The 14,314-nt window shown below is 73.4% G+C and carries 11 protein-coding genes and 2 pseudogenes; 5 read left to right on the plus strand and 8 right to left on the minus strand.

What is annotated here, in order from left to right:
* From IE271_RS38700 to IE271_RS38715, 4 genes are all read right to left on the minus strand, one after another.
* On the minus strand, positions 1-4,006 hold a 4,006-nt coding region (locus IE271_RS38700; RefSeq protein WP_190195146.1), incomplete at its 3' end, for a beta-ketoacyl synthase N-terminal-like domain-containing protein.
* A gap of 306 nt (positions 4,007-4,312) precedes the next feature.
* Positions 4,313-5,017, minus strand: a complete 705-nt coding sequence (locus IE271_RS38705; protein ID WP_190195147.1) for an HAD-IA family hydrolase — start codon at positions 5,015-5,017, stop codon at positions 4,313-4,315.
* A 139-nt stretch (positions 5,018-5,156) separates the two neighbouring features.
* A complete protein-coding gene (locus IE271_RS38710; protein WP_229919902.1) occupies positions 5,157-6,299 on the minus strand; it encodes a Gfo/Idh/MocA family protein in 1,143 nt (380 codons plus the stop codon).
* Positions 6,296-7,462, minus strand: coding sequence for an aminotransferase class I/II-fold pyridoxal phosphate-dependent enzyme (locus tag IE271_RS38715; protein ID WP_190195148.1), 1,167 nt, complete (start codon positions 7,460-7,462; stop codon positions 6,296-6,298). The genes IE271_RS38710 and IE271_RS38715 overlap by 4 nt, the downstream gene beginning before the upstream one ends.
* Before the next feature lie 161 nt (positions 7,463-7,623).
* Here IE271_RS38715 and IE271_RS38720 point away from each other — a divergent pair, with 161 nt between their 5' ends.
* From IE271_RS38720 to IE271_RS38735, 4 genes are all read left to right on the plus strand, one after another.
* Positions 7,624-8,061, plus strand: coding sequence for a type II 3-dehydroquinate dehydratase (locus IE271_RS38720; RefSeq protein ID WP_190195149.1), 438 nt, complete (start codon positions 7,624-7,626; stop codon positions 8,059-8,061).
* Positions 8,061-9,023 carry an ROK family protein gene (locus IE271_RS38725; protein ID WP_190195150.1) on the plus strand — a complete coding sequence of 321 codons (963 nt, stop codon included), beginning with the start codon at positions 8,061-8,063 and terminating at the stop codon, positions 9,021-9,023. The genes IE271_RS38720 and IE271_RS38725 overlap by 1 nt, the downstream gene beginning before the upstream one ends.
* A 218-nt stretch (positions 9,024-9,241) precedes the next feature.
* Positions 9,242-10,267, plus strand: a complete 1,026-nt coding sequence (locus tag IE271_RS38730) for a 3-dehydroquinate synthase family protein (RefSeq protein ID WP_190195154.1) — start codon at positions 9,242-9,244, stop codon at positions 10,265-10,267.
* A 1-nt stretch (position 10,268) separates the two neighbouring features.
* The gene (locus IE271_RS38735) at positions 10,269-11,063 is read left to right on the plus strand and encodes a shikimate dehydrogenase family protein (protein ID WP_190195151.1); all 795 of its coding nucleotides are present in this window, start codon (positions 10,269-10,271) and stop codon (positions 11,061-11,063) included.
* 33 nt (positions 11,064-11,096) lie between these two features.
* On the opposite strand, the pseudogene IE271_RS38740 reads toward IE271_RS38735, so the two are convergent.
* From IE271_RS38740 to IE271_RS42965, 3 genes and pseudogenes are all read right to left on the minus strand, one after another.
* Positions 11,097-11,897: pseudogene (locus tag IE271_RS38740) on the minus strand (IS5 family transposase); the annotation flags it as partial.
* A gap of 174 nt (positions 11,898-12,071) precedes the next feature.
* A complete protein-coding gene (locus IE271_RS38745; protein ID WP_229919903.1) occupies positions 12,072-12,851 on the minus strand; it encodes an MFS transporter in 780 nt (259 codons plus the stop codon).
* Positions 12,830-13,267 carry an MFS transporter gene (locus IE271_RS42965; protein WP_229919904.1) on the minus strand — a complete coding sequence of 146 codons (438 nt, stop codon included), beginning with the start codon at positions 13,265-13,267 and terminating at the stop codon, positions 12,830-12,832. The genes IE271_RS38745 and IE271_RS42965 overlap by 22 nt, the downstream gene beginning before the upstream one ends.
* Before the next feature lie 72 nt (positions 13,268-13,339).
* On the opposite strand from IE271_RS42965, the gene IE271_RS38750 reads away from it, so the two are divergent.
* On the plus strand, positions 13,340-14,182 hold the full coding sequence (locus tag IE271_RS38750) for a LysR family transcriptional regulator (protein ID WP_190195152.1): 843 nt from the start codon (positions 13,340-13,342) through the stop codon (positions 14,180-14,182).
* A 36-nt stretch (positions 14,183-14,218) separates the two neighbouring features.
* Here the strand turns inward: IE271_RS38750 and IE271_RS38755 are convergent.
* Positions 14,219-14,314: pseudogene (locus IE271_RS38755) on the minus strand (IS5/IS1182 family transposase); the annotation flags it as partial.

Here is a 14,314-nt window from a genome sequence, read left to right on the forward strand (position 1 = left end):
GATTCACCGCCGAACCCCGCACCACCGCCAACACCTCATGCCCAAGACGCCGGGCGTCCGACAACCGCTCCAACACCACCACACCCACACCCTCGGCCCAGGCGGTCCCGTCGGCGGCTTCGGCGAACGGCTTGCAGCGGCCGTCGGGGGCGAGGGCCCGTTGGCGGGAGAACTCGATGAACGAAGTGGGCCGGGACATCACGGCGACGCCGCCGGCCAGGGCGAGCGTGCACTCACCGCCGCGCAGCGCCCGCACCGCCAGGTGCAGTGCGACCAGCGACGACGAGCAGGCGGTGTCCACCGTGACCGACGGGCCCTCAAGGCCGAGGGTGTAGGAGATGCGGCCGGACGCCACGGAGCCCGCGTTGCCGGTGCCGAGATAGCCCTCGAGCCCGTCGGGGACCTCGCCGAGGTCGGTGGCGTAGTCGTGGTACATCAGGCCGGCGTACACGCCGACGGGTTCGCCCTTGAGCGCGGTCGGGGCGATGCCCGCGCGCTCCAGGGCCTCCCAGGAGGTCTCCAGCAGCAGCCGCTGCTGCGGGTCCGTCGCCAGGGCCTCGCGCGGCGAGATCCCGAAGAAGGCGGCGTCGAAGTCCGCGGCGTCGTGGAGGAAGCCGCCGTGGCGGGTGTACGAGGTGCCGGGGGTTGCGGGGTCTGGGTCGTAGAGGGCGTCGAGGTCCCAGCCCCGGTCGCGGGGGAAGGGGGTGATGGCGTCGGTGCCCTCGTCGACCAGGCGCCACAGGTCGTCCGGCGAGCCGACACCGCCCGGCAGCCGGCACGCCATGCCGACGATCGCGATGGGCTCGTCGGGGCGAGCGGCGGGGCGGGAAGCGGTGCGGGGAGGGGTGGTGGGCTCGTCGAAGAGGCGGGCGCGCAGGTGGGCGGCGATCGCCTCCGGGGTGGGGTGGTCGAAGGCGAGGGTGGCGGCCAGTCGCAGGCCGGTGGTGGCGGTGAGGCGGGTGCGCAGTTCGACGGCGGTGGCGGAGGTGAAGCCCAGCGCCTTGAACGGGCGGTCTGGGCGGATCTCGTCCGGGGTGACCGACGCGAGGTGGGCGGTCTCCCTGAGGACGAGGTCCAGCAGGGCCCGCCGCCGGTCGGCGTCGGAGGCGTCGGCGAGTTCCCGGCGCAGGGCCGCGTTGGTGGTGTCGTCCGGGGCGCCCGGTCCCGCCGGGGTGTCGATGAGGTCCCGCAGTGGTGCGGGGACGTGCGGCGGGGTGAGGGTTTGGAGCCCTTCCGCGTCGAGGCGCAATGCCAGCAGCGAGGGGCGGTCGACGAGTTGGGCCGCGTCGGACACGGCCGCGCTCTCGTGGGTGGTGAGCCGGCCGAGGCCCGCCGGGGTGGGGTGTCCGTCGCCGTCGGCGGGTCCGGTGTGCAGGATCCGGGCGGGCAGGCCGAGGGCGGCCCGGCGTTGGACGAGGGCGTCGAGGAAGAGGGCGACGGCCGCTTCGTGCGCCGTGCCGGGCGTGCCGAGCAGGCCGGTCGCGGGGGTGTGCACGACGAGCGCCGGCGGGTCGTTCCGGTCGTCGCCGGTGGTCAGGTCGTGCAGGTTGACCGCGGCGCTCAGGGCGTCGGCCAAGTCGGGGAGGGCGGCTCCGAGGGTGTGGACGACGGTGGTGAAGCGGACGCCGGGGGTGGTGAGCCAGGCATCGAGCGCGGCGCGGTCGGCCGGGTCGACGGCGTGCAGCGTGACCTCGGCGCCCAGGGCGGTGAGCTCCGCCGCGAGGGCTGCGGCGGGCCGGTCGGCGGGGCCGTTGACGCTGGTCAGCAGGATACGGCGGAGGCCGCGGCCGGTGACGAGGTGGCGGGCTGCCGCCGCGGCGGCGGGCCCGTCGGCGCCGGTGACCAGGACGGCGCGGTGCGGGTCGAAGCGGGCGGGCGGTTCGCCGTGGACGACGGCGGCCGACACGCGGGCGGCGCGGGGCCGCAACGGTACCCCGTGCCGTACGGCGAGTTCGGGTTCGCCGGAGACGACGGCGTCCAGGAGGGCGGCCGGCGCGCTCTCGTCGGTGTCGAGGTCGACGAGGACGAACCGTCCCGGACGGGCGGCCTGGGCACTGCGGACCACGCCCCACAGCGGTGCCTGCATCGGGTCGGGTGCCTGGCCGTCGCCGACGGCGCCGCGGGTGACGATGACGAGCCGGGTGCTGGCGAGCCGCTCCTCGGCGAGCCAGGCCGCCAGCCGGCGCTCCAGGTCCCGCACCGCGTCCGCGACGTCGGCGCCGAAGGACCCCGAGGTGCGCAGTCCTGTGCCACAGCTGAACAGTGCGACGTCGGGCAGGTCCTCGGCGGCGGCGAGGGCGGCCGGGTCGGGATGGGCGGCGACGGCGCCCACCGCGTCGCCGAGGCCGAAGGGGTCCGCGCCGAGCACGGCGAACGTGCCCGTGCCGGCGCGGGTGCCGGGCACGGAGGACAGCGGCAGCCAGTCGACGCGGAAGAGGTGCTCGTAGTGGCTGCCGCCGGCGGCGCGCAGCCGGGCGGGAGTGTCGAGCAGGACGTGCCGGGTGATCTTGCCGGAGGCGGTGCGCGGGATGCGGTCGGTCTCGTACAGCTCCTCGGGCACCTTGAAGTACGAAAGACGGGCGCGGCAGGCGGCGAGCAGCGCCTCGGGATCGAGGCCGCCCTCGTCGGGCACGAGGAAGGCGACGGGCACCTCGCCGAGCACCTCGTGGGGCCTGCCGACGACGGCGACGTCCGCGACGCCCGGCACGGACCTCAGGACCTCCTCCACCTCACCGGGGTGGATGTTCTCGCCGCCGCGGATGATGAGTTCCTTGATGCGTCCGGTGATGGTGAAGTAGCCGCTCCCGTCGCGGCGGGCCAGGTCGCCGGTGTGGTACCAGCCGCCGCTCAGGGCCTCCTCGGTGGCCTCGGGCTGGTTGTGGTAGCCGAGCATGACGTTGGGTCCGCGGACCCAGACCTCGCCCTCCTCCCCGTCGGCGACGTCCTGGCCGGTCTCGGGGTCGACCAGGCGGACGGACAGACCCGGCACCGGCAGGCCGCAGGAGCCCTCGACTCGTGCGCCGGTGGGCCAGTTGACGGTGATGGAGCCGCAGGTCTCGGTGGAGCCGTAGGCGTCGATCAGGGGCGCGCCGAATGCCTCCTCGAAGGAGCGGCGCAGTGCGGCGGTGGTCATGGCCCCGCCGACCAGGCACACGCGCAGGGCGGGAGCGCGGAAGCCGTCCTCGCGGGCTGCGCGCACCAGCTGCTGGTACAGGGTGGGAACTCCGGCCAGGAAGGTCGCGGACTCCTCGCGCACCGCCTCCAGCACGTCCTGCGGGGCGAACCCGTCGAGGATGCGCGCGGTGGCGCCGACGGCGGTGACGGCGTGGACGCAGGCGATGTGGGAGAGGCTGTGGAACAGCGGGAGCGGCCACACCACGCGGTCCTCGGGGCCGAGTCCGGGCACGGGCACGTAGCAGGCGGCGACCGACCACAGGCAGTTGCGCTGGGTGGAGAGCACGCCCTTGGGCCGGCCGGTGGTCCCGGAGGTGTAGAGCATCCAGGCGGGGTCGTCCAGGCCGAGGTCGTCGCGGGCGGCGACGGCGGGTTCGGTGCGGGCGAGCTGTTCGAAGGAGAGGGCCCCGGCCGGTGCGGGCCCCTCTCCTGTCACCACCAGCCGCAGGTCGGGCCGGTCGCGCAGCAGCGACTCGAAGGCGGTGGCGTGCGCGGCGTCGGTGATGAGCAGCCGGGCTCCGCTGTCGTCCAGCAGATGGGTCAGTTCGGCCTCGGTGATGTGGGGGTTGAGCGGTACGGAGATGCCGTCGGCGCGCAGGATGCCGAAGTAGCTCTCGATGACGTCGACGCCGTTGCCGAGCAGGATCGCGGCACGGTCGCCGGGCTGGAGCCGGTGCGCGGCGAGGTGTCCGGCGATGCGTCCGGTCCGGGTGTGCAGTTCGGCGTAGGTGACACTGCGGGCCGCGTCGCGGAACGCGGTCTTGTCCGCGCTGTCGCGGGCGTGCCCGGCCAGTAGTTCGGGCAGCGGCCGGATCAGCTCGGTACGCAGCATGCGTCACTCACTTCCTCACGTCTGTGGTGGTCGCTCGGCGGCCCCCGGTGCGTCGGGGTCTCCTCGGCAGCGATCCGCGCGTTCCGTGGTCCGGCCGGTGCGCCGGCGGCACGGAGAAGGGACGAGGACCGGGGCGTCGGCGGGAGGAGTTCCGCCCGTTCCAGTGTGCTGCGGGGCCGGTGCGGCGATTCCCCTAACCGAACCCCTATGGGGTCCCTGTTCCGGGTGATCGCGGACGGAGGCGTTCCGGGAGGCGGGCACGCGTACGGGCCCCGGCGGATGCCGGGGCCCGTACGGGAGGACGGTTCAGCGAAGGGGTGCGGAGGCGGGGAGCAGGGCGAGCAGGTCGCCGGGGCGGCGCAGTGCCGCGTCGGGCCGCTCGGCGAGCAGCGCCGCCTCGTCGCTCTCGCCCCACAGAGCGGCCAGGGCGCGGACGCCGGCGCCCCGGGCGCTGGTCAGGTCGGTCACGGCGTCGCCGATCATCACGGCTCGCCCTGCCGGGACCTCCAGCAGTTCCAGGGCCCGCAGCACGATGTCGGGGGCCGGTTTGGCGCGGGCCACCTCGTCGGAGCCGAGGACGTGGTCGAAGTGGCCGAGCAGGCCGAGCCGGTCCAGGAGGGAGCGGGCACGCGGGCCGGACTTTCCGGTGGCGATCGCCAGCCGTGTGCCGCGCTCGGTGAGGGCGGCGAGGAGTTCGCGCACTCCGGGGAAGACGGTGACCTGGTCGGCGAGCCGGTAGCTCTCGCGGACGAAGGGCCCCTCCAGTTCAAGGGGCAGTCCCATGATGCGCATGATGTCGGGGAAGTAGCGGCCCAGATGGCGGCAGTACTCCTCGAAGGGTGGCTCCCCGTCGCCCACCACCTCGTCGTAGGCGGTGAGGAAGGCCTGCCGCATCACACCGAAGCTGTCGACGACGACACCGTCGAGGTCGAAGATCACGGCGTCGGCCGGAGCGAGGACGGCGGGCCCGGGCGGCTGCGCGACGGTCGGGGTGCGCGGGTTGCTCGACATGGTCTCTCCCTGGGATGGCGGCGGTTCCGTTCAGTGGTTCCGTCCGGCGGGCGGCCCCGCGCCGCCGGCGTGGCGCGGGGCGGGGCCGTGTGCGCGGGAAACCGGCACGCGCGGAGTATGGGGCTCCGCGCGCTCGGCGCTAGGCCGCGGACGCGGCGCCGTCGGCCTCGGTGGCGTCGGCCTCGGTGGCGTCGGCCTCGGTGGCGTCCCGGCGCGGGGCGCGGGCCGAGGCGTAGAGTCGTTCGACGACCGAGACGGTGTGACGGGCCCGGGCCGCGGCGGCCCCGCGCGCCGAGGGGTCCAGGAGCTGCGCGGGCAGCAGGTCCAGCTGCCGCGCGTACTCCGCGCCGACCGGTTCGCCGCGCAGCGGCACATCGGTGGTGACACCGTCGCGGGTGCGCGTCAGACGCGCCGGGCGGCGGTTCGGACTGAAGCCGAAGGTGCAGGTCAAAGTGGCCGAACCGGCGGCTCCCTCGACGGTGATCCGGGTGGTGTCGACCGCTTCGTGGGAGGCCCAGCTGGCGCGCAGGGCGACCGAGACACCGGCGTCGGTGACGAGGAAGCCGCGCACGGTGTCCTCGACGTCGCCGCGTCCCGCGGGCCGCTCGCCGCCGCGCCAGCCCGCGGTTCTGGCCCGGTCGTTGACGAAGTCGGCGGAGACCGACCCGAGCACGTCGCGGAAGACCGTGTCACCGCCGAGGACGGTCGTGGCGGCGTCGAGCAGGTGCCAGCCGAGGTCCACCAGCGCACCGCCTCCGGCGCGCCGGCGGTCGGTGAACCAGCCCCCGCCGTCGGGCACGCCGCCGGCCCGCACCCAGGACAGCTCGACGTGCCGCAGCGGTCCCAGTGCGGCGGCCGCCTCGGCGAGCGTGCGCACGTCCTCGCGGTGGGCGGCGGCGCTGCCCGCCAGCAGGACGGCGCCGCCCGCGCGCTCGGCGTCCGCGAGCCGGTCCGCCTCCTCCACGCTCAGGCACACGGGCTTTTCCAGGAACACCGGGACACCGCGGGCCAGCAGCCGTTCGGCCACCGGAGCGTGCAGGTGGTTGGGTACGGCGACGACGGCGAGGTCCACCGCCCGCGGCTCCAGCAGATCGGCGTCGCCGAGAAACTCCGCGTCCTCGGGCGCGGAGTCCTTCGCCGCCGGGTCCGGTTCGACCACGGCGGTGACCCGGTAGGCGGGGTGGCCGGCCAGGCGCGGCAGCCAGATGGTGCGCCCCGCCCAGCCCAGGCCGACGACCGCGACCCGCACCGGCGCCCCGGGCTCCTCGGGTGCGACGCTCACAGGGCGGCCAGGGCGTCGGAGAGGATCTCGGCGATGTCGTGCATGTGCCGCTCGGTGCCCAGCAGCGTGCGGTGGTGCAGCCAGATCCCGTCGGCGGTCAGGGCCTCGGTGTGGGGGCAGGCGGCGGCCAGCCGGTCCACGGTGGTGTCGGGCGCGCCGGTCTCCCAGAAACCGTCGGAGCGGTAGATGGCGCGAAACACCACGAAGGCGGGCAGGCCACGGGCGATGAGGTCGTCCACGAGTGCGTTGCGTCGCTCCTCGCCGAGGCCGGGGACGCGGAACATCGCCATGTAGTGCGGCACGCGGTCGGCCCGTTCGTCCCGGCCCTGCGGCACCACGTCCGGAATCTGCTCCAGCAGGCTCTTCAGCAGGCGGGAGCGCTCCTCGCGCAGGGTGATCTGGGCGTCCAGACGGGCGAGCTGGGCGCGCAGCACGCTCGCGGAGAACTCGTTGAGCCGGAAGTTCGAACCGGACGTCCGGTGGTAGTACTTGCGGTCCGTCGGCGGCCGTCCGCAGCTGTGCCGCAGGAACGCCTCGTCGTAGAGGGCGCCGTCGGGGAAGGTGACCGCGCCGCCTTCGCCGGCCGTCATCAGCTTGCCGTTCTGGAAGCTGAACGCGGCGACCGAGCCGAGCTCGCCGACCCGCTGTCCCCGCCAGCGGGCGCCGTGCGCGTGCGCGGCGTCCTGCACGACGGGGACCCCGGTGTCCGCGGACAGCTTGGCCAAGGCGTCCATGTCCGCGAAGTGCCCGGCCATGTGGACCGGCATGATCGCCCGCGTGCGCGCAGTGACGGCGGCGGCCGTCGCCTCGACGTCCAGGCAGTACGTGTCCAAATCGACGTCCACGGGTACGGCCGTGGCGCCGAGCCGCTGGGCGGCCTGGGAGGAGGAGATGAAGGTGAAGGCCGGAACGATCACTTCGGTGCCGGGTCCGACACCCAGGATCTGCAGGGCGAGTTCGAGGGCGTGGGTGCCGTTGGTGACGGCCAGGGCGTGTCCGGCGCCGTGGTAGGCGGCGAATTCCTGCTCGAAGGATTTCACTTCGTTGCCGCCCATACGCCACCACTGGCCCTGTTCCAGGGCGCGGATCAGCCCGGTGCGCTCGGTGTCGTCGTACTGGGGCCACTCGGGAAAATCAGGTGCGGGACGTTCACTGACGCTCATCGTGCCGAGCCACCTTTCCTTTCGGAGACCGTGGAACGGCACGCTAACCCAGGAAAATAAAGCACGTCACTCCCCCTACACACCCCCCTAAAAGGCCCTTGATCCAAATCCTGGGCAATATTTTTGAACAGCCGGTAAATCGGCACTGATATAACCGGCACATGAGCGAGCTGCTTTTACTGAACGGCCCCAATCTCGGGATTCTGGGCCGCCGTGAACCGGAGATATACGGCACCGACACCCTCGCGGACATCGAGGCGGCGGTGGCCGAGGAGGTGGCCGGCCGCGGCTGGAAGGTCACCTCCGTGCAGCGCGAGTCCGAGGGGCAGTTGATCGAGGCGGTGCAGGACGCGTACGGCACGGTCGGCGCGATCGTGAACCCGGGTGCGCTGATGATCGCCGGCTGGAGTCTGCGCGACGCGCTCGCCGCCTATCCGCGGCCCTTCGTCGAGGTCCACCTGTCGAACGTGTGGGCGCGCGAGTCGTTCCGCCACGAATCGGTGCTGGCGCCGCTGGCGGCAGGGGTGATCGTGGGTCTCGGCGCCCTCGGCTACCGACTGGCGGCGCAGGCACTGCTGGCCGAAGTACCACCCGCCTGATGGCGACCGCGACCGCCGCGCGGAACCTGCTCGGTATCGACGTGGGCGGCACCAAGGTGGCGCTGCGCGCCGAGGCGGCCGACACATCGCACGCCCGCGGCGCCGCTCGGACCGACAGGGCGGCACAGCATGCGCAGGCCGTCTTCCGCTGGCCCGCCGCACGGGACGCACGGACGGACTGGGCGGCCCTGACCGCGGAGGTGGCCGCACTGCGCGAGCGGTGGGGCGGCGGCTTCGGTGCGGTCGGCGTGGCCGTCCCGGCCGCCGTCGACGGCGACGGACGGGTGACGGCATGGCCGGGGCGCCCCGGCTGGGAGGGGTTCGCGCTCGGTTCCGCGCTGCGCCGCCTCTTCCCCGGCACGACCGTGCTGTGGGCCGACGACGGGGACCTGGCGGCGCTCGCGGAGGCCACACACGCCGGGTGCGACCACGTGGTGTACCTCGGGGTCGGTACGGGAGTCGGCGGAGGCGTCGTGCACCACGGCGCGCCACTGCCGGGCCCGGGGCGCGGATCGTGCGAGGCCGGCCATCTCGTCGTCGACCGGCGAGGACCGCGCTGCGACTGCGGGCGCCGCGGCTGCCTGCAGGCCACGGCGTCCGGTCCGGCCACGCTGCGGCGCGCGGCCGGGCTGCGGGGCGCGCCGGTCGACTTCGCCGCCCTGCGCACCGGGCTCGCCGAGGGCGCCGCCTGGGCCGACTCGGCGGTGGAGGAGACCTGCGCGGCACTGGCGGCCGCGTTCGTCTCGCTCGGTGAACTGTTCCGACCCGAACTAGCCGTGCTGGGCGGCGGTTTCGCCGACGCGCTGCCCGGCCTCGCCGACCGGGTCAGCGCCCACGCGGCGGGGCTCTCCCGCCCCGGCTTCCCGGCTCCGCCCCTGCGTCCCGCCGCGCTCGGCGGGCTCTCCTCGCTGCACGGCGCACTCGCGCTCGCCCGCCGACACACCCAGGGAGACATGCGTTGACGACGAACACGACGGACCGGCCGCACCCGGCCGGGGACAGCGGACGCGGCGGCGACGGGGCGGGGCGCTCGCAGGACTCCCGCGGCCAGGCCTCCGGGCCGACCGCGCAGGCACCGGACGCCCCCGCCGCCGACCGGACCGCCGCGCAGCGACCGATCCGGCGCCCGGAGGACGGCCGGCCGCCGCACGGGCCCGACACCGGGGCCGACGACAGCGGTCTGCGCCGTATCGACGTCGCCCTGGGCGAGCGTGGCTACCCCGTACTCATCGGGCCCGGCGCCCGCCACCGGCTCACCCGGGTGCTCGCGGACCTCGGCGCGCGCAAGGTGGCTGTGGTGACCGCCCGTCCGCAGAAGTGGCTGCCGCGCACCGGCCTGGAGACCCTGGTCGTCCACGCGGAGGACGGTGAGGGGGGCAAGTCGCTGGCGCGCGTCGAGGAGTGGTGCCGCCGGTTCGCCGCGTGGGGGCTGAGCCGGGCGGACGCCGTGGTCTCCTGCGGCGGCGGCACCACCACGGACGCGGTGGGACTGGCCGCGGCCCTCTACCACCGGGGCGTTCCGGTGGTACACCTTCCCACGTCCCTGCTCGCCCAGGTCGACGCCAGCGTGGGCGGCAAGACCGCGGTCAACCTCCCCGAGGGGAAGAACCTGGTGGGCACCTACTGGCAGCCCCGGGCCGTACTGTGCGACACCGAGTACCTGGCGACGCTGCCGCCGCGCGAACGCGTCAACGGTTACGGGGAGATCGCCCGCTGCCACTTCATCGGCGCGGGCGACCTGCGCGGGCTGCCGCTGGAGGAGCAGATCGCCGCGAGCGTCGCCCGAAAGGCGTCGGTGGTCGCCGCCGACGAGCGCGACACGGGGCTGCGGCACATCCTCAACTACGGACACACCCTGGGCCACGCGCTGGAACGCGCCACGGACTTCCGGCTCCGCCACGGTGAGGCGGTCGCGATCGGCACGGTCTTCGCCGGGCGGCTGGCCGGCGCCCTCGGACGGATCGGCCCAGACCGTGCCGCCGAGCACCATGACGTGGTCGCCCACTACGGCCTGCCCACCGCGCTGCCGCCGGAGGTCTCCCCCACCGCGCTGCTCGCGCTGATGCGGCTGGACAAGAAGGCCACCACCGGCCTCTCCTTCGTCCTGGACGGCCCCCGCGGCGCGGAACTCGTGCGGGACGTCCCCGAGCACGTCGTGGCCGAGGTCCTGGACACCATGCCGCGAGCCGCCGCGAAGGACGCCTGACATGGCGATCTCCGGCCGCACCCGCCTGTACGCCGTCCTCGGCGACCCCGTGGCACAGGCCCAGGCACCCACCTTGTTCAACCCCCTCCTCGACCGGCTCGCGGTGGACGCGGTCCTGGTACCCGTGCACGCTCCCGCAGACCGCCTGGACGACGTCGTACGGGGACTCAAGGCGACGGCGAACCTGGACGGCCTCCTGGTGACCGTCCCCCACAAACTGGCGATGTGCGCGCACGCCGACGAACTCTCCGCCACCGCCGCCCTGCTGGGCAGCACGAACGCACTGCGCCGCGAGCCGGACGGCGGATGGCGCGCGGACAACTTCGACGGCGCCGGGTTCATCGGCGGCCTGGCCGCCCAGGGCCATCAGGTGTCCGGGCGCGTCGTCGCCCTGTCCGGGGCGGGCGGCGCCGGCCTCGCCGTCGCCGCCGCGCTGCTGGCCGCCGGCGCCGCCCGGATCGACGTCACGGAGCCCGACACCCGGCGCCTGCGCGCCCTTCTCACTCGCCTGGCCCCGCGCTGGCCCGGCCAGGTGGCCTCCGCGTCCGGACCACCGGCTCCGGACACCGCCATCGCCGTCAACGCCACACCCCTCGGCCTCCGCACCGAGGACCCCCTGCCGTTCGACCCCGCGCTCCTGCCCCCGACGGCCCTCGTGGCGGACATCATCATGCACCCCGCCGAGACGCGCCTCCTGCGCACCGCCGCGTCCCTGGGCCTTCCCACCCATCCCGGCATCCACATGCTCACCCACCAACTCCCCCTGTACCAGACCTTCTTCCGACTGACCGACTAAGAACTCCTGACAAAGGGCGAGGTTTTTCAGTCGGCGCCAGCAGATGATGCTGCAGGCCAGGCTGAGGAACGCTTCGTGGATGTCGTCGCGTATCTCCCAGCGGATGCGGAGTCGGCGGAACCAGTGCAGCAGTGCGAAGCTCTGCTCGACGACCCAGCGGTGGGCTCCCGGCCCGGAGCCGTGCTCGGTGCCGCGGCGGGCGATGACCGGAGTGACCCCGAGGGTCCGGACCTGCTTGCGGTACTTGTCGTGGTCGTAGCCGCGGTCGGCATAGAACGCTTCGGGGCGCCGGCGGGATCGGCCACGTCGTCCCCGCACCGCCGGGACGGCCTGCAGCAGGGGCATGAGCTGGGTGACGTCGCCCACGGTTGCCGCCGGTCAGGGACACGGCCGGCGGGATGCCGTGCGCTTCGGTGATCAGATGGTGCCTGGAGCCCGGTCGGGCACGGTCGACCGGGCTCGGCCCGGTCGTGGGCCGCCCTTCATGGCCCGCACAGGCGAGCCGTCGAGCACCGCCCTCGACCACTCCAGCGCACCGGCGGCGTGCAGCTCGGCCAAGAGTGATTCGTGCAGCCGCTGCCACACCCCCGCCTCGTTCCAGTCCCGCAGGCGCCGCCGGCACGTCATGCCGGAGCCGAACCCCAGCTCCTGGGGCAAAAACTCCCGCGGAATGCCGGTGTACAGCACGAACAGGATCCCGCACAGGACCTTGCGGTCCTCCAGACGCCTACGTCCCGGACGGCCCGCTCCGCGCGGCACGACCGGCAACAACGGCTCGATCCGCGCCCACAGCCCATCCACCACGATCCATGGAAGCTGCTCACCCCTCCTCACGCGAAGGCCAACACCCCATGACACGGCCGCATTCCAAGGGATCACACCCACTTTTGTTAGGAGTTCTAAAAGGGAAGCGGTGATGGCCAAGGATGTCGATTCCGCGTAGCCATGTCACGCTGCGGCCAGGGCCATCACCCGCTTGGCTCGGTACCTAGCAGTCCAAGCAACTGCTCACTGCACATGGGTCGCATCTTCTCCTCTCGCCGACTCGCGGCGAGAGGAAGAGGGCGGCCGAGGCGTCGGGCAGCAGCGGGACAGCAGGCATCCGGTCAGCGCGGCGGCGAGGCCGGCCAGTCCGGCCGCCGCGAAGCCGCCCGCCGGCACGGAGACGTCGATCGCCACCCCGACGACCGGGGACCCGAGCGCGAAACCCGCGTTCTGCGCCGAGGACTGCAGACCTGTCGCCTCACCTCGCACGCCGGCCGGCGCCAGTCGGCTGACCGCGTCGGTCACCGCGGAGAGGGTCGGCGCAGCCAGGAAACCCGTGCCGACCACGGCCACGCATAACCAGGGCCAGTCGCGGGCGAGCCTGGCAGGGATCGTCACGAGCCCGAGCAGACCGAGCAGCAGCCACGTGGGCAACGACCAGGACACCGCGCCGTAGATCAGCCCGCCGGCGACCGACGTCACACCGAGGACGACCACGACCACGGCGGCCCAGGACACCTGACCTGCTTCCTCGAGCATGGCGACGACGGCGAGATCGACACCGCTGAGCAGCGTCGTGGTACCGAACGCCATTGTCAGTACGGCAAGCATGCCCACGCCCAGCCACTCCCGGCGCGGCGGCCGTCCGGCCGTGCCGGCATCCGCCTCGTCCTCCGCACGCAGCGGCGGGTCGAGCAGAGCGATCCCGATTCCGCCGGCCACGACGGCGGCGCCGACCCCCCACGCCACCACACCCGGTGACACCGTCGCGGCGCACAGGATCACGGCCGCCGGACCCACCATGTACGACAGTTCGCCCTGCGCTGTTCCGCTGTCGTCATCGCGGCGATGGCCTGCCTGGTCACCGGCTGGACGGGCACCATCAGCAGACCCGCCGCACAGGCGGCACCCACCAGGGCGCCGTACGGCAGGATCGGCACGCTGAGCCAGAACACGGCCTGCACCGCGACAGTGGTCAGCAGCACTGTACGCAGTCCCCGCCGATCGATCGTGCGGCCCAGCAATGGCCCGCCCAGCGCCGGCCCGGCGGTCAGAGCCGCCGCGACAGCGCCGGCTGCCGCGTAGCTCAGGCCCAGGTCCAGCACGACATACATCGTCAGCGCCGTCACGACAGACGTGATCGCAGTACGGGCAACGAAGGAAACACCCAACAGCGCTGCCATCCCCGGCACGGCGAGGAGCTCTCGGTATCCGGTCACCTGCGTGACGCTAGATCGATGGCCACGCCATAGGTAGTGGCTAATTCGCTGGGGCCGACATAATGAGTTGTTATGACCAGGGATCTTGAGATCGTGTTGCTGCGGTCCTTCGTCACCGTCGTGCGTGCGGGCAGCATCAGCCGCGCCGCAGCCACGCTCGGACAGGCTCAGCCCGCGCTCAGCCAGCAGGTGCGCAAGCTCGAAAGAACCGTCGGACGTCCACTGCTCCACCGATCACCGTCCGGTGTCCCGCCGACCCGGGCGGGCGAGGAGCTCCTGCCGTACGCCGAGCGCATCCTCTCGCTGTCCGCGCAGGCACTCACCGAGACCGGGCGCGTGCTCACCGGCCGCTGCGGTGTCGGACTGCTCGAAGACCTCGCCGCGTCCCAGCTCCCGCAGGCCCTCGCCGACCTCGCCCGGCTGCACCCCGACGCGACCCTGGAGGTGCTCAGCATGTCCAATGCCGCGATGCGGGAGGCCTACGACACGGGCCGCGTCCAGCTCGTGCTCAACGAGGTGGCGGCCATTCCCGGACCGCCGCGCTGGACGGTGCGCCGTCCGCTGGTCTGGGCGATCGGCCAGGACATGGACGTGACGGCCGATCCGCTGCCGGTGGTGCTGTTTTCCAACACGTGCTCCTGGCGTACGTCGGTGCTGGACACCCGGGAACGCGCCGGACGGCCCTGGCGTGTGGCGTTCGAGAGCAACAGCCTGGCCGGTGTGCTCGCCGCGCTACGTGCCGGGCTCGGCGTCGCGGCGCTCCTGCCCACGAACCTCGAACCGGCCATGATCTGCCACGACGCAGCCGCTCCGCCCGTCCTGCCGGACGTCGAACTCGGCCTCGCACGGCACCCCCGGTCCGAAGGCGACCCGCTGATCGATGCCGTGGAGACCGTACTGCGAAGCACGATCTGAGAGGGCATTTGATCTAAGTGAATTGCACTTTTTGCCCTAGTAGGTTCCGCGCCAGGTTGATGTAGTCTCGTCCGTTATGCGCTTGGCGAGGTTGTCGACAGAGGCAATGTGGATCATGGCTTCGGAACTGGC

The sequence above is a fragment of the Streptomyces minutiscleroticus genome, assembly GCF_014650875.1.
Classification (GTDB): domain Bacteria; phylum Actinomycetota; class Actinomycetes; order Streptomycetales; family Streptomycetaceae; genus Streptomyces; species Streptomyces minutiscleroticus.